Raw genomic sequence first — 21,288 nt, forward strand, 5'->3', positions numbered from 1 at the left:
GGAATGACAGTATGAATAAAATAATCGCTATGGTTCGTAAAGAACTCATCGATGCCGCTCGCGATAAGCGCTCCGTGATGGCGGGGCTTTATTACGCCATAGGCACGCCGCTGATCATGTGCGGCCTGTTTATGGTGTTAATTGGTCAGCTAACGAGTCCAGACGATCTTAAAATCACTATTACCAACCCTGATAAAGCGCCGGATTTAGTGCGTTTTTTATCGAATAAAGGCATTAGCAGCGGTGAAGTGAAGGACAGTGAGCTTAAAGCCATAGAGCTTATCATCAGCCCCGAATATGCCGCGCAGATGAATCAAGGCAAAGGCGCCGAGATCACGATTGTTGCCGATAATTCCAATGAAAAACTGCAAAACTCAATTCGAAGACTCGAGAAGCAACTGCAGTCCTACAGCACAGAAATGGGCAGCCTACGACTGATTGCCCGCGGTATCGATCCCCGCGTGATGCAGCCACTGAAGGTCAGTGTCCACGACCAAGCGACTACAGACTCTAAGGGCGGGATGATCTTAGGTATCGCGATTTTCACTATGATTTACTCGGTATTTATCTCGGGCATGAACCTCGCCATAGATACCAGCGCGGGTGAACGTGAACGTAACTCGCTGGCTTTGTTACTTAGTCATCCACTGACGACGCGCCAATTAGTGCTGTCAAAAATCATCGCCGTGAGTCTGTTCGCTTTGCTCGGTTTAGTGCTGATTTTGCTGGTGTCTAAAATCGCTTACACCTTTGTGCCTTGGCAAGAACTCGGCTTTAGCGTCAACATCACCACGGAATTTATGGCGCTGATGTTAGTGGTCGGTATTCCCGTCGCGTTAATGGCCGCTTGCCTACAATTGTTTGTGTCTTTTATGGCGAAAACCTTTAAGGAAGCCCAGTCCTATCTGACTATGGTGCTGTTTGTGCCCTTAGCTTTGTCGATGGCCGCCAGCTACAACATAGCGCCAGACATGCTGCAGTGGCTGCCAGTTTCGGGTCAGCAACAGGCCTTAATGGACTTTATCAAAGGTAAAGACTTGCCCATGTTGCAGTTACTGGTTTCGACCTTAGGCACACTCGCCATTGCGGTACTACTCGCCTTTGGCATGGAAAGGTCGCTCAAGAGTGAAAAAGTGATCTTCGGTTTGTAGGGTGCTTCGATTGATCAACTTGGGGCAATAAACTTTAACCGACAAACTTGGGAACGATAACACTGTCGTTCCCAAGTTGAAAACCTCAATAATCACAGGAGTTTGTTATGGAAAACGAATATGTCTTAATGGTGATTATGGTCACCTTCATCATAGGAATCAGTGCCACTGAGATGTTTAAGCACTATCTAAAGGCGCGCCAACTTGGAGTAGGCACCACAGACGATAGCCACCTTAAGGATAAAGTGACTCAACTCAGCTTACAAAACCAAGCGCTAATCGAGCGAGTGCAAGTGCTTGAAAAAATAGTGACAGAGCCAGAGTACGAGCTAAAGCAACAGATTAGCGCGTTAAAATAAGAGTCAGGCCTAAAACCATTAGGGTTACTGCAAGATGCTGACATTAAGATTCAAACTCGCACTGCGACCCTTGTCGTCAGTGACTGATAACTTATAGTCACCCGCCGTCGAGGGCCGCCACTCTAAGGTCTGTTTCGGTAAGCTTTGGCCGATGAGATCCCGCCCAACAAACCAGTACAACATACTCGCGTCGGATGCGGCATCGGCCTTCAATGCAATATGTTCATTTAAATGACTTTGCCTCAAGCTATAAGTGACATTTCTCAGGGGGGAGCGAATAACAGGATCTATGTTAGTGAGCTGAATAGTGTTACAACAAGATTCGGGCAACTGTGGCGCCAACTTACGTGGTAACCCCGCCTGCTCAAATAAACTCGCCATGTCCGAAGGCCAGAACGCGAAGACTTCTTGGTGCTGGGTTTGAGTATCATAGGGTGGACACACTGCCATACCCGTTTGATTATCAACCCAAACGGGACGATGTAGCGTAGACACTTTGACGGGTGAAACGCCGGGAATAAACCAACCCTCAACCACTTTAGGGCACCACAGGTTAGGCAACTCACCTGACTCAGCGCAAATGTTCACTTTTTTCACTGTACTAGGTTGAGCTAAGGCTTTATCGGCGGTACTCGGCAGACTTGCCTGCAAAGCATCACTGATACTAAAAAATAATGGCCCAGCAATTTCAGCACCAATAAAAGCAGCATTCGGCGTTGCATCGAAATTCCCTACCCAGACCACCAATACATAGGGGCCAGCGACGCCAGCGCTCCAGGCATCATGGAATCCCCAAGAGGTGCCCGTCTTCCAAGCCACACGCCAGCCCTGTTTAGGTAAACCATCGGCGCGTGGATTGTCTTTAAGCATGTCCAATACAAGAAAGCTCGCCGCTGGACTCAATAATTGAGTGCTCGGCGGATTGATGGGCTGATCTGTCCTCTCCCGTAAAGGATAATATCGTCCCTCACTCGCCAGCATTAGGTAGAGTCTGCCAAGCTCCATCATAGTCAGCTCGCCACCCCCTAAGGCAAGTGCCAGCCCATAATGGCTTTCTCCCCTTAGGCCAAGTATCTGGGCTTGTCGTAAAAAGCCGTACAAATTAGGACGAGTCAACTGCCCTGCCAACCACACGGCAGGTAGATTGCGGCTCTTGATCAAAGCATCGTGGGCACTAATAGGGCCCGTGAAGCGATGGTCGAAATTCTCCGGTTCAAAACTCCCAAAAGCGGTAGGCGCATCCTTAATGATACTTTGGGGATGAATAATTCCTTGATCTAAACCTAACGCATAGAGAAAGGGTTTCAGAGTTGAACCCGGAGATCTACGGGCGACAACACCATCAACCTGACCATAAATCATGGGATTAAAAAAATCAGCGGATCCCACCCAAGCCTTAATCGCCTGATCACGGGTATCGATCAATAGCGCTGTGGCATTATTCACGCCCAAATGGCGCTTACCCGCAACATACTGACGAATTCGCAGTTCCAGCAGCGTTTGTAACTTAGGCTCTATTGTCGTGTGAATAATGGTCGCGTCTTGGCGTAGTTGTCGACGAGTAAAATGGGGCGCCTTAAAAGGCAGCTCGTTGCGTTCAGCACCTAGGGCCGTCAACACCAGCAAGCCTTGATTGCGAGGATCATCTGGATAGGTCTGCTGCCAAAATAGCGCCAGCCTATCCCTTGCCGCTTGAAAGTCTGCCTGAAATCGAGCCCGACGCGCCGGACTCTGAGGCATAACCGCTAAGCTCAAGGCTTCGCTCAAAGACAACTCACCCGCGATTTTATGGAAATAAATCTGACTTGCAGCACCAACCCCTTCGATATTGCCCCCCATGGGTGCGAGGTTAAGATAAGCCTCTAATAGCTCATGCTTGCTATAACGAGCCTCTAACCAAAATGCCGCCAAGATCTGCTCTAATTTGCCCGACACAGTGCGACTGTTAATATCATAAACTCGACGAACTAACTGCATAGTCAGGGTCGAGGCACCTTGACGATCACCGCCCACATAAGTGGCTAACATGGCACGTACTAATGCGACTGGATTAACACCTGGGTGATAATAGAAATAGCGATCTTCCTTTAACAACATGACCTTAATCATGATGGGGGAGATATCCTCTAAATCTTGCCAGAGTCGATATTGGCCATCAGTGGCTAAGGTCAGGCGCATTAAAGAGCCATCGGCAGCCAACACCTCACGTGAACTGGGCATCAGTTGACTCAATGGCTGCGCAGGCCAAAGTCTAAGCCCTAGCAATATAACGGCTAGGGCGACTAAGGCTAGATAAACGGATCTCATGGAGCAGAGATCACTAATTCACTGCCCGCCCCCAGTGCTTGTTGCAGAGGATCATACAGCCCTTCAGCATAGGCAGCTGGCACTTGGAAATGGCCAACATTGGTTGCGCGAGCTTTATAAGTAAAGGTGCCCACATCACGGCTAGCCGTGCCATACAATACGACTCTATCCTCACGGACATTGAGCCAAGAAGGTGACCAATCACTCCGTTCGCCAACGCCTATTGGCGGCTGCCAACCACTGAATTCTTCACCTTTGTCTCTATATACTGGCTCAACACCACCTGGGAGCAGATCGATAACAACGACTTGTTCCAACTGTTCGAGCGACGTCGCACGCAGTCGCAATCGAACTAAGAACTCCTCTCCGACTTTCAATCCCTTAAGCGGCTCGCCCTTAAGATCGAGATAATCGCGACTCACTTCTAAACCGTGACTGAAAGCGGCAACGGGCTGCTTATCAAAACCCGCTTCCATCAACATGTAGAATGCATCGGCAGCACCCGTCTTTTGGACTTTGACCTTATCGGTAGTAAACGGTAACTCAGTCTTGGGCAAAGTTTGCAGCAGCCACTTGTCCGCCACTTGAGCGGTTAACGTCAACTCACCACTGCTTGCTTGCTGATCGTAAGCCGCCAGTGCTCGTACTAAGGTTCCTGCAGATAGAGAAGTATAACGTTGTGCCGATAGCCAATTACCCACACGTTCTAAGAATCCCTCGGGTAGCTTCTCAAGGCGTTCTGGTGCGTGGCGGGCGACTAGGGTTAGCAATTGAGCATCATGGACCAAAGGATCTAAATATAGATCGAAACGCTTCGGCGTTTTCTGCATCAATTCCCATGTTTGTGCTTCCCACAGCGGCTTAGCCAGCGTCTGTTGCTGCATGAGTGTAAAACTCGCCGCTAGCCAAGCACTTGCAATATCAGACTGCCAATCTTTAGGATAATAACGCTGTAATCGATCGCGAATATCAGCCAGAGCACCACTGACCTGCACACCTTGGCGAGCCAAGAGATAAGTGCCGTAGGCGCGCTGACGCAACTCGCTCAAACCACTACTCGGGCCACTACTCAGCACTGATAAATAGCCGTTGGCTCTCTCTAGCATGTCCTGCGGCACAGCATAGCCATTGCCTTTGGCGTCCAATAGCATATCCACGACATACAGGGATACCATAGGTTCGACAACGGGATTTGCCGCCCATAGACCGAAGGCACCTTCACTGTTCTGGCGGCTACGGAGCTGAGCAATCAGTTGATTAAAGGCGGGGAAATTCTCCTGCGGTTTCCCTAATATCAGGGCTGGAACAGATTTAGATACCAGTTGTTCGGTACAGGCATGGGGATAACTATCGAGATAAGCACTTAATCCCTGCGCCCAGACCAAGGGACTGCTTTGCAGTCCCGCCTCTTTGCGGCTAAAAGGCTCAAATAACTTACGCTCCAGCGATAATTGCTTCTCAGCACTATCCAACACTGCCGTCTGCAACTGCACGCGATTCGTGGCTAGAGGCCGGATTGAAATACTCTCTCCAATCTGGAAATCTCCTTGTTCACCCTTGAGCGTCCAATGCAACTTCGCCTCTCCCAGAGGCTCAATCGCCTTGAGTTTGAAACGCGCCGTCGCCTCTTGTCCCGGTAGAATATCAAACGATTGCTCAGCACCCTCTAGCTGGGTCAATCCCCCCTCCAAAGATAGCGCCACTTGGACATGGGTAGATGTAGGCTCAGTATTGTAGAGACCCAGTGTGATTTCGGCCTCATCACCTGGAGCCAAAAACGCGGGCACATTTGGACTCATCACCACTGGCGCCTTCACGTGAACAGAAGCTTCGGCAACACCCATATTGCTGTCAGTCACACTGACGGCAAAGAAATGAATCTTTCCATTAAACGTATCGGGGACACTGTAATTAAACTGCTGTTCACCGGCGCTGAGCTCCTGTAGTCCAGACCAATATACGACTGGCGATGCACGCTTACGCTTAAACGGATTCAAATTTGCAGCGAGCAAGGCTTCGGCATCGCCGCCCGGTGCGGCATTACGCATTAACACGTTAAGATCTGGTAATAACAAGTCTAAGATTTGGCTCGAGTTTACCGTCAACGCCTTTTTAGCAAAGAAGTGTCCTAACGGATCGGGAGTTTGATAACGGGCGACTTGTAATATGCCTTCATCCACCCCAAAGACCACGACTTTTGAGGCTGTAGACAAGTTCAAGGCAATCTTTAGATCATTACCCGGCTTCATCTGCTCTGGCAGGCTTAACGACAAGGGCTGACGACGTTCGCCTAAATCTATCTTAAAGGGTTTAACCGCATAGGATAACGGACTCATAAAAATCTCATCTGAGTCTGGCGCGCGCAAGAACTGCACGTTTACATAGGCATTGCCTTCTATCCCCTTTGGCAATTGGATCGATTGCACCGAGCGACTGCTATCTGCTTTAAACCATTTAAATGCATAAACTTTATCTCGCTCAATGGTGATCAAACCCGCACCAGTGTAGGGAGCTTGAATCGCGAGTTTGATCGTCTCGCCGGGTTGATACTCATCTTTGTCTAACTTGAGCTGGAGTTCAGCATTACGCTCTAAGGCACGACTCGCATTTCCCTGACCCGCAACACTATAGTCAATTTGATTAAGCTGGCGCCCTTCGGCATCGATGATCCTTAATCGGTAATCACCAGACTCACGCGTATCGAGAGACAAATCGAGTTGACCCTGCTCAAGCTGTAAATCTGTGCTTTCCAATAGCGTATCTTTACGACGTGACTCATAACGATACGTGCCATCATTTTGCTTCACTAACACAGAGACCCAACGTCGAGCAATACGTTCAGCCTTAAGTTGTACGGCTCGAGGTTGTAAATCTTGACCCACAGTCACTAGCTTAAGATGCCGCTCTCCACCTTTGCTAATAAAGCCCAAATCACCATCGGCTTGATAACCCAGTAGCATATCGGCGCTCGAGACCAGCGCCTGATCTTGAGCACTCACACCTCTACCGGATCCTGCCTCATACACTTTTGCGAGCAGATGCAACTTGAACGTCGTCTGTCCGAAACGATCTAAGGCGAGATTCAGCCCTGCAACGCCTTCTTCATTGGTGTTCACTTCCGCTAAGGTCTCACGGAAGGATTCTTTCAACTCACCTAACACACCAAAGTAATAACCTGGCCATTGCTTAAAACTAATATCCGTGGGCGACAGTACAATTTCACCCGTCACGCGTCGATCACCCGCAGGTCCACCAAACAGCTGCTCGGCCTGAACCTTAGCCGACACGTCCTCAGGTTTTAACCACCCTAAACCAGTGCCGCCATCCGTCGCACCTAGGGTTACTCTGACCTTGATACGATCAGGTTCAAAATCGCGAACTTTAAAGCTCACCTCACCCAAACGAGTCAAACGATGTTTATCGCGGATTAACGATAAGCTGGCAGTGTAATCACCTGCCACTGCGGCCTCGGAACTGCTAAAGTCCAAACTGTTAAAACCGCTCGTGTCTAAATTAAATGTGCGATCTAATACATTAATGCCACGCGGATCTGTCACCACCATTTTGACCGGCAAGCCCTTAAAAGAGGCTGCCCAACTCTGGCTCCTGACTAAACTCGCCACATGGGCCGTTTCACCTGGGCGATATAACCCACGGTCAGTAAAGAGATACGCACTCAGCGTATTAGGATCTTCACTCTCGTAGCTACCGCCAATATCAAAACGGGACATATCGAGCTGACGGTGCCAATCGCCTATCGGCAAGAAAGACACATCTCCGGCTTTTTCTACCCGATAGAAAAGCGGCGTCTTTTCACGACGCAATTCACCTAACTGAGGTAAATGCACATGGCCTTGTGGATCAGTAAGTCCTTGTGCCACTGGCAGACCGTTGCGTCCGACCACTTCCACCTTGGCATCGGCAATCGCTAAGCCCTTGGATAATGACTGCACAAATATATCCAAACTGCCGTCGACACTGCGCTTAGCCAAAATCCCCAGATCAGTGACTACCACAAAACGTAAATCATGGGCCTCACGTGGATAATCGTCGAAGGTACCGTAATTATTCTCTTCGGCGGGCGTTAACTTAAGCACAAAAATGCCGCGCTTATCCGCGAAGTAGGATTTAAGATCCACCTGACCATAGGAGGTTTTAGCGGGATCAGTCGATGCGAAGCTTTGGGTTATTTCCGTGCGCGTCACCAGTCGATCGAAGGCGGCATTGTTAAAATACTGAGCCGTGAAAATTCCCGAATTCTGATCCACCAGCTGATGAAGTTGATCGGGCAACAGTTGAGCGACCTCAATCCTGACATCTGCAACACCTCTCACGAAATAACCTAAACGTTGATCATCATTTAACGTTAGTAGCGCGCCCTCGCCGAGGAACGAAAGCGCCTTGGGATATTCCGGCATACGCACCACGGAAAAAGCGGCATCACGGGACAAATAGCCACCCTGACCTTCCACATGCTTAGCCACCTTGATGGCAAGATAACGACCAACAGGTGCTTTAAATTTAAAACTATGTAACTGGTTAAGGCCTTCCGCTCCAGGGTTTTGACTCAAAGACACTTTAGGTGCTGCCAGCAACACTGAGTCAGTGACATTTTGAGTATTCCAGTACGTATTCCCTTGGGGGTCTTTCTGAGGCAACAACCAAGCTTCGACCTTGCCTTTAAGTGCCTCATCTCCCACGGGACGAGAACTCTCCATGGTCAGTACAGGCTCAGGTTCTTCCTTATCGTTATAGGCGAAACCAATTTGTGCCGCGGAAAAACTCAACTGATAACGTCCCGGTACACTAACCTGCGTACTGCCTTCTGCGGCCGGATTCCCGCCAGTTGCCGCTTTAATCCCTTTACTCAGTTCTAACTTAACCGAGCTCGGTTCCAATGGCGTCGCTAAAGGCGCCGAGTGAATATAGGCATTCAGGTGTTTATCATCGAAGGTCAGCTCATAATCACTGTCTTGGCTATAGGTTAAACCTGGGCTTAACAGTACAGACAAAGCTGGCTTAACGGTTTGTGTTGCGACGGGATGACTAAAATGAACGGTTGCGACAAACTTTTGAATATTGGGCTGATTCGGATCATGGTAAAGGCGGGCATCGCTAATATTGGCACTAAAGGGAGCGGTCTTAAACTCGAGGCGATACTTATCCAGTAGGATATGACTGGCTAATAATGTGTCACTATCCAGTGTGAGATCGTAGGCTTGATCCACTGGCCAGTCACCATCCGGTTGAAACTGTAGATGTTTATCGCTCGCCCAGCGCCATTGACCAGCAATAGCGGGGCTCAAATGAACGCCCTTATTCAAGGGTTTGCCTATGTTATCTAGGGGGGCAACTGAATCGCTAAAACGAACGACGAGCGGTGCAACCTGAGTCGTCTCAGCCTCGTAATTAGTCAATGACGGCGCGAATATTCTAGACTGCACAGTCTGTGGTTTAGGTAAATGCTGATACCAATCCCACGCCTTCCATAGGCCTGCTGCAACGAATAATAGGGCTAATAGGCTACCGACACTTTTGCCTGGATGAGCTTTGCACCAGCGCATCCAAGGTGGTGATTGCCAATGACCAAAAATATTTGCTAACAGAGTCTTCATCCCTAATTTCTCCTACATCCCCGCGGATGCATCCAATGGCAGTATGACCAACACGAATTAAATAAATACCCACATCAACCGAGGCGAATGGGGCTAGATGTTACAACCCATATACGATTTTGCGTGGGCTATGTATTTCCATCCACAGCTCCGCCGCAGCGTCTGCCTAGACTGACAGCAACCAAGTTTAAACTAACATCTCAATAGATTACTTAGCCTTAGGCCTGAATGGCTTGATCACGGCTTCGTTGCACTCTAAATACGGGCCTTCCATCAAGTCGATACAGTACGGAATGGCGGGGAACACGGCATCTAAACATTCGCGAATCGATTTTGGCTTGCCGGGTAAATTCACTATCAAAGAATCACCCCGTAAACCTGCGGTTTGGCGCGATAAAATGGCTGTCGGTACAAACTTTAAGGATTCAGCACGCATCAACTCGCCAAAGCCAGGCATCATGCGATCGCATACGGCTTCTGTGGCTTCAGGGGTAACATCGCGTTTCGCAGGTCCTGTGCCACCCGTGGTGACAATCAAACAGCAGTCCTGCTCGTCGGCCATTTTGATCAGCGTCGCTTCAATCACATCCTGCTCATCGGGGATCACTTGATAAATCGGCTCCCACTCGCTGGTGAGGTAGTCGTTGAGCGTGTCGATAATCGCCTTGCCTGAGATATCTTCATAAATCCCCGCGCTGGCGCGATCGCTTACCGTCACAATACCGATTTTTGCTTTGCTCATAGGAAATCCCCAATGATGTTGAAATAAAACATACCGAAATAAAAATGTCGACATCTAGCATGGAAGAAGCCGCTGCAGCTTCGACCTTAAGTCGCAGCTAAAATAGCATAAATGCTCGGAAAAGGGGGCGACTAAAACGTGATTAGGTTCGCGCTATGCTATTGAAAAATGACGAGCGGAAAATCTAAAAGGCAAAAAATCCAAGGTCAACTCAACAGGCTCGCCTTGGATTTTATCGTTAATACAGGCAGGTTTAGCTAACCTGCGCCAACGTAGGTAAGGAGGGAAACGCGCCCTTTTGTCCGCAGGTAATCGCGCCGCAGCGAGTTGCAAACACCACCGCCGCCTCTAAGTGCGCTTTGCTTTCGAGCCTTTGTTTCAAGGTCAAATTGCCTAAATCGTATTCCAGCTCTAAGCCTAAGGCGAACAGGAAGCCTGAGATAAAACTGTCGCCCGCGGCCGTGGTATCGACGGCTGAGATTTTGGGGACGGGTACGCTAAACCTTTGCTGCGCTGTGATGCATTGCACTGGGTTGGCGCCATCGGTGACCAAAATCACCTCAACCCCTTGGGCGAGGCAGAACTGCAGATAATCTTCAAAGCTCTTATCCCGCGCCAGCGCTAAATAGTCCGCTTCTTCGCGGCTCATTTTCAGCACTTGAGTGTAGCGAAAACACTGCTCAACCCGCTCGGCCAGCAAGGACGTATCCTGCCACAGGGATAAACGCAGGTTCACATCGAAACTCACTAAAGTCGCGAATGCATTGGCACAACGCGCACCATAAAGGCTAGTGTTAAAGATGGCGGTTTCGGTAAAGGTATTCGAGCAAAGGTGAAAGATATCAATCCCCTGCCATGGGATATTGTCAAAATGCTGATTGCTGTAGCGCATATCGGCTGTGCCATTTCGGTTGAACTCAAAGGTGCGCTCACCCTGTTCATCTAAATTCACCAGCACAGTCGCGGTAGCGGCGCCCGGCACTTCGGCAAGATAATCGGTCGCCACCCCCTGATCCGCTAAGGCTTGCTTTAACATAACGCCATAATGGTCGGCGCTGATGCCACCGGCAAAGTAACTCTTACCGCCGAGTTTAGCGTAACCCACGGCCACATTAGCGGGCGCGCCACCCGCAATCGGCTGATGATGTTTGCCCGTGGCATCGGTTGGCAGCAAGTCCACTAACACCTCACCAAAACTGAGTAATTCCGTCATTTCCACTCCAACTTTGTATTCTATATTCTGCATTCTGTAGCAGGCAAAAAGCCCACTTTCATGGGCTGTTTTGGGCTTAACATTTTTTCTGTAAAAACAGTTTCTGTAGCAAGATCCGCTTAGAACTCGTATTTAAGCGTCGCACTCGTGGTGCGGCCATTAATGGTACGGGCACGGATGATATTGTTATCAGGGATTGAGCCTTCTTCCGCTTCAGTAATACCAGTGGCATTAAACAAGTTGTTGACGTTTAAAGACACACTCATAGCTTCGGTCAGATTGTAAGTCGCAAAGGCATTTACTTGGTTGTAGCCGTCGAAACTTAAGTCGTTATTATCTTGAGCATAAGAATCCGTGGTACCGATTAAGTTAACGCCCACTGAACCTTGGTCAAAGTTGTAACGGCCCATCAAAGAGTAGATAAAGTCAGCCTGTCTTCTTGGGGTGTTACCCACCACTTCTGGCGTTAATGCATCTTTAGCAATCTCAGCATCGGTCCAGGTTAGGTTGCCTCTAAAGTCGAAGTCACCGATAAAATAGGCAGACTCGATTTCGATACCTTTGGCTTTGTACTTACGGTCGAAGAAACGTTGGCTGGTGGCTTCAAAGTTTTGCTCTTCGGTTTCAGAGTAGAACGCCGTCGCGAACACAGACAAATCATCGTAACGGTACTTAACACCTAACTCATATTGGTCAACGATATCAACCGCATCTTCCTTCGCCACTGAACCATCGGCACGCACTTTACCAAATAACAGACGGTCGGCATTGGCGCGGCCACCGTGGCTCAAGCGTGCAAAAGCAGCTAAGTCACTGGCAAACTGATAGTTAGCACCTAATGAGTAAGAGGTGTAGCTCCAATCGTAATTTACTGGCTGAGGATTCGCATTGTCGATGGAAGACACGCTCTGCTCAGGGATTGAAATCACCCCATCGAGATTCATATCCACTTGCGATTGCACGCTACCTGCGTAGTTACCGCTCGCATCACCGCTGTCATAACGCACACTGGCATCAAGCGATAAGTCACCAAAACTCGAGGCTAACGCGAGGTAAGGCGCTTTAATGGTGTAGTCGGTATCGTAATTACGTTGGCAACAATTTCCCCAGTAAGGTACGCCATAACCATAGAGGCCATTGTCAGAATACGCCGTGCCATCGGCGGCAACCACATCTAATAGCGCGGCATTATCGCCCTTCACTTCCATCAGATAAGAGTTCCACATCCAGGTCATGCTGATGTTTTGCACCGCATTGTAATAACCTAAGGTCACGCTGGTATCGTCGAAGGTTTTAGTCAATTTGAAGTCGTTTACGATTGAGCCAAAGTCATTCATCTGCACATCAAAGGTATTGATACGCATGGCTAAACCGTCCATCTGACTACCAGCATTAGGGCCATTGGCGTAAATCAACTTAGCGCCAGTGCCTGCAATACTGGTGGCGATGTCGCTACCGTTGGCCACTTCGGCGGGGAATGGCGCGATGAAGTTACCGCTCACATCGGAGAAGCGGAAACGGTTTTCCACCTGCCAATCGTTACCTAAATCGAATGATGCTTCTAAGCCGACAGAATTAACCACAGGATTCATGCCATCGCGCATATCGCCACGGCGACGTTCTCCGTCGGCACCTAAGCTCAAGGTTGATTGGAAATACGCGGATTGAATCGCATCGGATTTAGCATCAAAACCTGGGATTGAACTACCATCTGAGTACATAGGCATAGGTAAGTAACCAATGCTTTTATCGTCTAAATGTTTGAAATACAGACGAACGTAACCCTTATCGAATTCTTTGGTTAAGTTAGCTTTGATCTGGCCGCCTTTGTTAGCGTTATAGCCAGCGTCGCGTGGGCCTTCGCCCGTACGCACAAAACCGCCCACATGGAAACGCAGGCTGTCGTTGATGCTAGTGCCGTATTCAAAGTCGGTACGGAAAGTGTCGTAATCCAGCCCTAGAGTGGTAGCAACACTGCCCGAATCCGAGGTGCCCGTTTTACTGATCACGTTGATAATGCCGCCGGGCGCATTACTGGCTGCAGTCGATGCCGAGCCACCACGGATAGATTCAATGGTTTGCACTGTTGAATCTAAGCGTAAAAAGATGTCTGCGTTACCGAAGGCGATATCGCCAAACTGTAGGATTGGCAATCCATCTTCTTGAATTTGTAGGAACTTAGCACCACCAGACGCCACAGGTAAACCACGCACGGCAATGTTAGCGTTACCTTCGCCACCAGTAGACTCAACCTTCATCCCCGGAATAATACGAAATGCCTCGGCCGATGAACGTGGTGAGCTCACTTCCAGCTCAGCCAGTGACACGCTGCTGACTGACACACTCGAGTCCATAACACGAGTGCCGCGGGCAACCCCAGTCACGGTAATTCTTTCTAAACCTAACGCGTCTTTCTTGGCTTCTTCCTGTTGTGGTGCTTCGGCAGCCCAAAGGTGAGAACTCACCAACACGGCCAATGTACTTAACAAGAATTTCTGTGATGTGCTTTTTATCATTTTTATGTCCCCACCCATATTTGAGATGCAGCCCTATCTCCCCATGGCTGCCTCTACCGAATTGTGATTAATCGAAGAACCATCTTAGTGATTGCTCAAGGTCATATTGAACTTAACTCTGAATCAACTTAATCGATTAAGTTAACAAGTTAGCAACTTAACAACAAAAAGCAAGTGCGTTTTTTGCACAGTTTTGGTTCGCACTCTGGGTGCACTAGGTCAAAGCATTGATTAATTGAAGAAATGTGACAGAAAAATATTTTCTGTCACAGCCCAAATTAGTGCGCTTCAGCCGTTAACAAATGGCGGGCAGGATCTTTAACGAGATTAAATCCGCTCAAGAGGCATAACAAAATGGCAAAACCAGTGGCGAGGTAGAAGCCATATTTAACATGGCCGAAAATATCGCCCACTAACCCCATCAACAAGGGCCCAACGGCAGCGGACACGGCAGTAAAAAACAAAATCACCCCAGCCACAGAGCCATGCTGATCCACGGGGAAACAGCTAATCCCCTTAGAATTAAGTGTGGGATACATCATCGACATAAACAGCCCAGACAAGGGCAACAAGACGACTGCCGCTTCAATACCGTAGATCATAGACCCGAGATAACAAGCACTTATCGCGAAGCTAAACCAGAACATTACTTGCTGCCACGGGAAGCGATCGAGCACCCAACCCCCTAAAAAGCGCCCACCCGCACGCAGGGTAAAGAAGATCGTCAGGGCATAGGCCGCAAGCGTGGTGTAATCGCCTTGATAGCTTTGCAGCAAGGTCGGCATCCACACGTAAATCGCCACTTCGGTGGCAACATATAAACCTATCGCGAGTGAAAACCCTAATGCATAAGGGTTTTTCATCATCTTAAAGGTGCTGGCAAGGTTAATGGCATCCGTCGAGGAGCGCTTAATTTGCGGATAGTCAGCCCGATAAGCTAACCAGCACAGCACTAAACAGAAACAACCAGCGCCAAAATACAGATACTTCCAAGAAACGCCGCTGATCAGTAAATAACTGACGATGGCCGGCCCTATCATGGCGCCGACACCAAAGTAGCCCTCCACCGTATTCATAGTGCTCGAATGCTGTTTTGAGGAAGTCGAGATATCGCCGATAAGCCCGAGTGCGCCGGTTTTAAAGACGCCAATCGCCGTGCCGACAAAGGCAAGTAGGAACAAGAAATAGTAAAACGATTCCCCCAGCGCGAACATAAAGCAGGCGAGCGCGAATAATAATAACCCCAATAGAATGGTTAACTTACGCCCAATCTTATCTGCTAAGAAGCCTAAAAACAGTCCACTCATCGCGATAAAAATCATCGGCATATAATGGAAAGCACTGGCCTGCGACATGGACAAACCAAACTGGGATATCAGCTCTGGAATAATGACACCCACGGCATCTGAGGTCATAGCGAACATGAAAAACATTAAATATGTGAGTACCCGAATACGGGTGTGATTGCGGTTATCGCAACCTTTTGAATCACTTACCATACCATTTCACCTTATCGTTATTATAACTAAGCACCCTCTTACTAAGTGGCAGCATTAAGAGAGCGTTTTAGTTTTTATGTTGTGTACAGCAGTGAGCCAGCCTCCCCCAAAACTTGAGACTAACTCAAAAATCCAACAAACCACTTGAATAATGTTTCATATTGGTTAAATATACAACTTAATCGATTAAGTTTAGTTGTGCAATCAATTAAAGGATTGCCATAAACCTTTACTCTAAAAAGACAACTCAAGCGTGGGCAAAGTATGAAAAACCAAGTGCAACTGATCACCTATGTCGACAGAATTACCAATGCAGGGCTCAAGGAGCTCAAAGCGCTACTCGATGACGAGTTGCAAGGTCTATTCGGCGGCGTACATCTTTTGCCTTTCTATTTCCCCATTGACGGCAGCGATGCGGGCTTCGATCCGATAGACCATGTGCAAGTCGATTCACGCTTAGGCAATTGGGATGACGTTAAACGCATTGGTGACGACTACGACATCATGGCCGACCTTATCGTTAACCACATGTCCGCCGAATCGCCAGAATTTAAAGACGTGCTCAAGCACGGCAAACAATCGACTTACTGGGATTTGTTTTTAACCAAAGACAAGGTATTTCCTGAGGGGTTAAGCGAGCAAGATCAAGCCGCTATCTATCGTCCGCGTCCGGGCAGTTGTTTTAGCACTTACACCTTAGCCGATGGCTCGACCGAAGAGTTTTGGACCACCTTTACCCGCAATCAAATCGATATCGACGTTCATTCCGCCGCGGGTAAAGATTATTTAAACCGAGTGCTGGCGCGTTTCGACCACAGTAAAGTGAATCTGATCCGCTTAGATGCTGCGGGTTATGCAATTAAAAAGCCCGGCACTAGCTGCTTTATGATTGAAGAGTCCTTCGAGTTCGTGGATAAGTTAGCTAAGCAAGCCAATGCGTTAGGTATGACAACGCTGGCCGAAATTCATTCGCACCACATGACTCAGGTCGAGATCGCCAAGCGGGTCGACATGGTGTACGACTTCGCCCTGCCACCGCTCATCTTGCACACGCTGTTTAGCCAAGATTGCCAAGCCTTGACCCATTGGCTGGAAATGGCGCCGCGCAACTGCATCACCGTACTCGACACCCACGACGGCATCGGCATTATCGACGTCGGCCCTATGGATGGCTTGCGCGGATTATTGACCGAAAATCAAATCGATAATCTGGTTGAAACCATACATGGCAACAGTAAGGGCGAGAGTCTACAAGCCACAGGCGCGGCCGCCAGCAACGTCGATTTGTATCAAATCAACTGCACCTATTACGATGCCCTCGGTCAGAATGACCTAGATTATTTGATGGCGCGGGCGATTCAGTTTTTCGCACCCGGTATTCCGCAGGTGTATTACGCGGGTCTGCTGGCGATTCCAAACGATATGGATCTGCTCAACAAAACCCATGTCGGTCGCGATATCAATCGCCCTTACTTGAACCGTGAAAAAGTGCAGCAAGCCATGCAGAAACCTGTCGTTAAGGCGCTGACTCAGCTGATTAAACTGCGTAATAGCAGCCCTGCCTTCGATGGCCGCTTTACGATGGCATCAGCAGAACGCACGTTAACTTTATCTTGGACAGCGGCCGAGGCTCAGGCGAGTCTCACCCTCGACTTTGCCAATAAAGAGGGCCAAATCATCCTTTTAGATAAGCAAGGTAAAGAGACACAAGTGTCGTTATCAAAACTGTTGGCTCAAGCATAAGCTTGCGTTCCTGTTCGGACTTGAGCTTAGGTTTAAGTTCAAGCTAAGCGACATAGTGTTGAGATAGCAAAAAGGCGCATTGAATGCGCCTTTTTTAGTTAAAAGATGTAGAGACTAGCAGCTCTTACCGAGACGTAATTCATAGCCCAAGACTTCCGCATGCACGGCATCACTAACAAACATTTGCGCCGCTTTTCGGCCCTTCTGCTCAGAATATTGATAGACTGTCGTTAACGGCGGATTTGAACGTGTGCCTTCATCTATGCCATCAAAGCCCACGACTCGCACATCTTCAGGAACATTCAGCCCCATGGCCTGCGCCTCACCGAGCACACTCAAGGCGATTAAGTCACTCATGCATAAAAACACATTCGGCCGTGGAGTCGAATTCAACGCTTCTTTTGCCGCTATCGCCGCATAGTCGGCATTGCTCTCGGGGATATTCCAAATGCGGTCCTGCCCCAGAATAACGCTCACTTCTTCAATCGCTTGCAAGTAACCCTGTAATCTTTGATGGGCAACTGAGGTGTCGATTTCTAACAAATTCAGATCATACACGCGGCACGTTAAGTGGGTATCGAGCAAACGTAGCCCCAAAATAGCCACATTGTCTGCGGGTGACTGCAATGCCAGTTTCGCCACTTCATAGGCGGCTAACTTATTGTCTATGCTCACTGATGCATTGCGGTGGATATCAAAATCGACGGTGACGACCTTTTTCTTGACCTGCTTTAACTGCTCGGCCAACAGGGCATTACGCGGGCGACCATAACAAATAAAGCCATCCACAAAGTCGGCCACCGCATTCACGCTGTCCGAACTGCCCGAAAACAGCAGCAAATTGAGCTTTTCTTGCTCCAAGACAGAGGCCACGCCCTTCATAAATTTACTGGCGACGGGATCGGACACCATGTATTCCACGCTGTCCGACAGTACCAAGGCGACAGTATCGAACTTGCCCTTACGTAGGGATTGAGCCGCTTTATTTGGTCCGAAATATCCCAACTTAGTGCAGGCAGCTAAAATGTCGTTACGACGTTTTTCAGATAATTGGTCGGGGCGATTAAACGCGTTAGAAACAGTGGCATTAGAGACACCCAACTCGTTGGCTATGCTCTTTAGGGTCCAGTGTTTTGTTGTTGTCATGCTTATGTCCTGGAATCGAATAAGGCCACAAAAATACGGCTCAGCGCAAATAGTACACGGCTTAAATGGGTCGTGCACCTGCAAATCTAGACTTAATGCGCAGTTTCGCTATCGTGATCTTTTAATGCCGTTGCAGGGGATAAAAAACCGACTATCGCGGCACACAATGCCACACCCGCAGCGGCCATAAATCCGTACTGGAAGGCTTGATGCACCACCTCTGTCGGCAATGTTTTAATGGCGGCGATGCCAAGTTCAGAACCCGTGAGTGGCAACAGACTATAAAGCAGCACGCTAAACAGCGCAGTACCGATAGCTGCCCCCATAGAACGACACAGTGACACCATAGCCGTGATCTGGCTGAGTCGCGCCTTGCCCGACACGCTCTGCACTACGAGCTGCACACTCGGCATCACAGTCCCTAATCCTATTCCGACCAACACACCTAAGCCGCCGATCACATTGGCATTAGGCGGCACAAAGCTAATCAATAACAAGCCGATGAAAGCTAAGCCCATACCAAAGGTCGGCAACCACTTAGGCGCGACATCTTTACTTAATAGTCGGCCCGCAATCGTCGAGCCAGTAACAATACCAAAGGTCATAGGCAAGAGCAGCAAACCGGTTTTGGCGGGATTAGTGTGTAAACCCACTTGCAGATAAATCGGCAGGAAGAAAATCATCGCAAACAAACAGGCCGCAAACAACGCCGCCGTCAACAGTGGCATATACACGGCCTTCTTCGCCAGTAAATCTAACGGCAGAAACGGGCTAGCCAATCGCCGCTCCCACAATAACAAGCCTAAAATGCCGAACACCACAAAAACGGCAAAGCCTAAGCTAGTCGCAGAAAGCCAAGCAAATTCTTGCCCCGCCACAGATAACCAATATAAGAGTGCGGTGATAATGGTCGGAAACAAGACCACGCCCACTAAATCAAACTTGCCTTGACGTACGGGTTTAACGCTGCGCTTATGCAGCCCATTGAGTCGCCATACCGCCAGCATGGCCAGTGGAATATTCGCCCAAAATAGCCAATGCCACGAATAGGCGTGCACCACAATACCGCCAATGACAGGGCCGCCAACACTCGCTAGGGTAAACATAGCAGCAAAATAGCCTTGGAAACGTGCCCGCTGCCGAATGGGAACTAACTCGCCAATCAAAGATTGAGACAAACTCATCAAGCCGCCACCGCCCATGCCCTGCAAGATACGTCCGGCGATCATGTGATCCATAGTGCCCGCACTCGCCGAAACGATGGAACCCAGTGCAAAAATCACTATGGCGATCATCAGGATTTTCGCGCGACCGAAGTTATCCCCTAACCAGCCATAAATCGGCACAGAAGCGGCCATCGCCAGCATATAACCGATAGTGATCCACGAGGCTTGGCGCAGGCCGCCAAGATCTTCAACTATGGCTGGCGTCGCCGTGGCGAGTAAGGTTTGATCGACTGCCGCCAAAAACATGGGCAAGAATACAGCCGAGAAAATGGCGAGAAAAACAGAAGTAGGTAAAGGGTCACTCTGGGATAACGCAGGCTCTAAGGACATATTGTCTCCGCTAACTCATCAGCCCAAGTGCAAAAAGAAAGTGCATAAAGAAGATGTGCTAAATTCGCCGTGCATTCCAATACTTAGACGCCCAATAACTGTTATGCAGGCTCGAAATCTTCACCCCTTGGCTAGTGGAAACATGGAGAAAATTATCGTCTCCCACATAAATGCCAACATGGTGTGTGCTCCAACCTGTCTTGAAAAATACTAAGTCGCCCTTGCGCAGTTGATTTCTCGGCACAGGTTTTCCTAGTGCTTGTTGTTCTTCAACCGTGCGCGGCAAGGTCATACCCAACATCTTCTGATAGGCGACCGACACAAAGGCCGAGCAATCTATGCCCCGCTTAGTGCCACCGCCTAAACGATAGGGCACACCGCGCCACTCAGAATGCAGTTCGGAGATATTGCTATCGTTCCAAACCGTGGCGGGTTCAACTTGCTTTACCACAGGCTTAGGTTCTGGCGCGCTAGCACAAGCACCAAGGCCTAAGGCTAAGATAATTATCAGTAATCGTTTCATAGCTTCAAACTCATTGCAGGCAGATTTCACAGTAACGTAATTTTGAGTTTTTATCAGGTAAATTCAGGGCGGCTGGGGATCAAAATGCCCCAACACCCGCGCACTCTAGCAGACTAATGTAACCCAAAGCTTAAAACTATAACGCCGTCCACAATAAACGCACGCCCACCAGCACCATTAAAATCAATATGATGCGCTTAAATAACCTGTCGTTAATTTTATCTTGAATAAACAGACCTAGCTTTACCCCTAACCATGCCAGCGGCACCAGTAACAGAGAAACTAAAATATTCTCTTGGTTAATCTGCCCAAGCAAACTGTAGGGGATAAGCTTGACCAGATTTACCACAGCAAAAAATACCACAGCCGTGGCTAAAAATTCTGCCTTAGCCAAACGCAGCGGTAACAAATAAGCGTTGAGTGGCGGCCCGCCCGCATGGGCAACAAAGCTAGTAAATCCCGCAGTTAAGCCACACAAGCGCCCTACCAGAGGTGAAGGTGATGCTTGGGTTTTATCCCCCAGAATCAAACCATACAAACCAAAACCAAGGGACACACAACCTAAAATCGCCCGAAGATATTCTTCATTCAACCTATCAAACAACAGATAAGCGATAAAAATACCCACTATCGCCGCGGGCAGTAATATCCATAAATGACGCGGATTATGTTGCCCCCACCAAGAACGCACACTCAAAAAATCCATATAAATCAGCAGCGGCAACATAAGCGCCGCCGCTGTGGTAGGGCTAATGGCCAGCGCCAATAGCGGGACAGTTAAGCCGCCCACGCCACCCGCAAAACCGGATTTAGAAATCCCCGTAATCAACACTGCGGGTATAGCCACCAACCAAAAAAGAGGGTCCGTTAACATCAACACATCCTGAATAACGCTTTATGGCTATCAAGTTACCTGTT

The 21,288-nt window shown here is 48.9% G+C and carries 13 protein-coding genes; 3 read left to right on the forward strand and 10 right to left on the reverse strand.

Features of this window, described 5'->3' with window-relative positions:
• Window positions 1–11: 11 nt before the first annotated feature.
• Both MO387_RS05240 and MO387_RS05245 read left to right on the forward strand, forming a co-directional pair.
• Entirely contained in the window at window positions 12–1,151 is a 1,140-nt protein-coding gene (locus MO387_RS05240; protein ID WP_242326114.1) for an ABC transporter permease, read from the forward strand.
• Window positions 1,152–1,258: 107 nt separating this feature from the next.
• Window positions 1,259–1,510: a hypothetical protein gene (locus MO387_RS05245; RefSeq protein ID WP_107946172.1), complete on the forward strand. Its 252-nt coding sequence runs from the start codon at window positions 1,259–1,261 to the stop codon at window positions 1,508–1,510.
• 24 nt (window positions 1,511–1,534) lie between these two features.
• Here MO387_RS05245 and pbpC read toward each other — a convergent pair whose 3' ends face one another.
• The 6 genes from pbpC to MO387_RS05275 all read right to left on the reverse strand — a co-directional run bounded on the left by pbpC (window position 1,535) and on the right by MO387_RS05275 (window position 15,402).
• Window positions 1,535–3,817 carry a penicillin-binding protein 1C gene (gene pbpC / locus MO387_RS05250; RefSeq protein WP_107946171.1) on the reverse strand — a complete coding sequence of 761 codons (2,283 nt, stop codon included), beginning with the start codon at window positions 3,815–3,817 and terminating at the stop codon, window positions 1,535–1,537.
• The gene (locus tag MO387_RS05255; RefSeq protein ID WP_107946170.1) at window positions 3,814–9,432 is read right to left on the reverse strand and encodes an alpha-2-macroglobulin; all 5,619 of its coding nucleotides are present in this window, start codon (window positions 9,430–9,432) and stop codon (window positions 3,814–3,816) included. The genes pbpC and MO387_RS05255 overlap by 4 nt, the downstream gene beginning before the upstream one ends.
• 208 nt (window positions 9,433–9,640) lie before the next feature.
• Complete coding sequence (gene mog, locus MO387_RS05260; RefSeq protein WP_006083754.1) at window positions 9,641–10,174, reverse strand: molybdopterin adenylyltransferase; 534 nt, start codon at window positions 10,172–10,174, stop codon at window positions 9,641–9,643.
• Between the two features lie 253 nt (window positions 10,175–10,427).
• The gene (locus MO387_RS05265) at window positions 10,428–11,387 is read right to left on the reverse strand and encodes a carbohydrate kinase (RefSeq protein ID WP_107946169.1); all 960 of its coding nucleotides are present in this window, start codon (window positions 11,385–11,387) and stop codon (window positions 10,428–10,430) included.
• A 119-nt stretch (window positions 11,388–11,506) separates the two neighbouring features.
• Window positions 11,507–13,903, reverse strand: coding sequence for a TonB-dependent receptor (locus tag MO387_RS05270; RefSeq protein WP_011982022.1), 2,397 nt, complete (start codon window positions 13,901–13,903; stop codon window positions 11,507–11,509).
• Window positions 13,904–14,181: 278 nt separating this feature from the next.
• Window positions 14,182–15,402 carry an MFS transporter gene (locus tag MO387_RS05275; protein ID WP_006083757.1) on the reverse strand — a complete coding sequence of 407 codons (1,221 nt, stop codon included), beginning with the start codon at window positions 15,400–15,402 and terminating at the stop codon, window positions 14,182–14,184.
• 264 nt (window positions 15,403–15,666) lie between these two features.
• Here MO387_RS05275 and gtfA point away from each other — a divergent pair, with 264 nt between their 5' ends.
• Complete coding sequence (gtfA, locus tag MO387_RS05280) at window positions 15,667–17,145, forward strand: sucrose phosphorylase (protein ID WP_107946168.1); 1,479 nt, start codon at window positions 15,667–15,669, stop codon at window positions 17,143–17,145.
• A gap of 114 nt (window positions 17,146–17,259) precedes the next feature.
• Here gtfA and MO387_RS05285 read toward each other — a convergent pair whose 3' ends face one another.
• From MO387_RS05285 to MO387_RS05300, 4 genes are all read right to left on the reverse strand, one after another.
• Entirely contained in the window at window positions 17,260–18,291 is a 1,032-nt protein-coding gene (locus tag MO387_RS05285; RefSeq protein ID WP_107946167.1) for a LacI family DNA-binding transcriptional regulator, read from the reverse strand.
• A 92-nt stretch (window positions 18,292–18,383) separates the two neighbouring features.
• Entirely contained in the window at window positions 18,384–19,847 is a 1,464-nt protein-coding gene (locus MO387_RS05290) for an MFS transporter (protein WP_107946166.1), read from the reverse strand.
• 58 nt (window positions 19,848–19,905) lie between these two features.
• Window positions 19,906–20,370 carry an NlpC/P60 family protein gene (locus tag MO387_RS05295; RefSeq protein WP_014620907.1) on the reverse strand — a complete coding sequence of 155 codons (465 nt, stop codon included), beginning with the start codon at window positions 20,368–20,370 and terminating at the stop codon, window positions 19,906–19,908.
• Window positions 20,371–20,506: 136 nt separating this feature from the next.
• Entirely contained in the window at window positions 20,507–21,244 is a 738-nt protein-coding gene (locus MO387_RS05300; protein WP_006084819.1) for a sulfite exporter TauE/SafE family protein, read from the reverse strand.
• Between the last annotated feature and the right edge of the window lie 44 nt (window positions 21,245–21,288).

The organism is Shewanella sp. N2AIL (assembly GCF_022690845.1).
In the GTDB taxonomy this organism is placed as follows: domain Bacteria; phylum Pseudomonadota; class Gammaproteobacteria; order Enterobacterales; family Shewanellaceae; genus Shewanella; species Shewanella baltica.

Bases quoted from the DNA above. Each gene is read 5' to 3' on its own strand.
- MO387_RS05240 (WP_242326114.1), top strand. From the start codon at position 12: ATGAATAAAATAATCGCTATGGTTCGTAAAGAACTCATCGATGCCGCT.
- MO387_RS05245 (WP_107946172.1), top strand. From the start codon at position 1,259: ATGGAAAACGAATATGTCTTAATGGTGATTATGGTCACCTTCATCATA.
- pbpC (WP_107946171.1), bottom strand. From the start codon at position 3,817: ATGAGATCCGTTTATCTAGCCTTAGTCGCCCTAGCCGTTATATTGCTA.
- MO387_RS05255 (WP_107946170.1), bottom strand. From the start codon at position 9,432: ATGAAGACTCTGTTAGCAAATATTTTTGGTCATTGGCAATCACCACCT.
- mog (WP_006083754.1), bottom strand. From the start codon at position 10,174: ATGAGCAAAGCAAAAATCGGTATTGTGACGGTAAGCGATCGCGCCAGC.
- MO387_RS05265 (WP_107946169.1), bottom strand. From the start codon at position 11,387: ATGACGGAATTACTCAGTTTTGGTGAGGTGTTAGTGGACTTGCTGCCA.
- MO387_RS05270 (WP_011982022.1), bottom strand. From the start codon at position 13,903: ATGATAAAAAGCACATCACAGAAATTCTTGTTAAGTACATTGGCCGTG.
- MO387_RS05275 (WP_006083757.1), bottom strand. From the start codon at position 15,402: ATGGTAAGTGATTCAAAAGGTTGCGATAACCGCAATCACACCCGTATT.
- gtfA (WP_107946168.1), top strand. From the start codon at position 15,667: ATGAAAAACCAAGTGCAACTGATCACCTATGTCGACAGAATTACCAAT.
- MO387_RS05285 (WP_107946167.1), bottom strand. From the start codon at position 18,291: ATGACAACAACAAAACACTGGACCCTAAAGAGCATAGCCAACGAGTTG.
- MO387_RS05290 (WP_107946166.1), bottom strand. From the start codon at position 19,847: ATGTCCTTAGAGCCTGCGTTATCCCAGAGTGACCCTTTACCTACTTCT.
- MO387_RS05295 (WP_014620907.1), bottom strand. From the start codon at position 20,370: ATGAAACGATTACTGATAATTATCTTAGCCTTAGGCCTTGGTGCTTGT.
- MO387_RS05300 (WP_006084819.1), bottom strand. From the start codon at position 21,244: ATGTTAACGGACCCTCTTTTTTGGTTGGTGGCTATACCCGCAGTGTTG.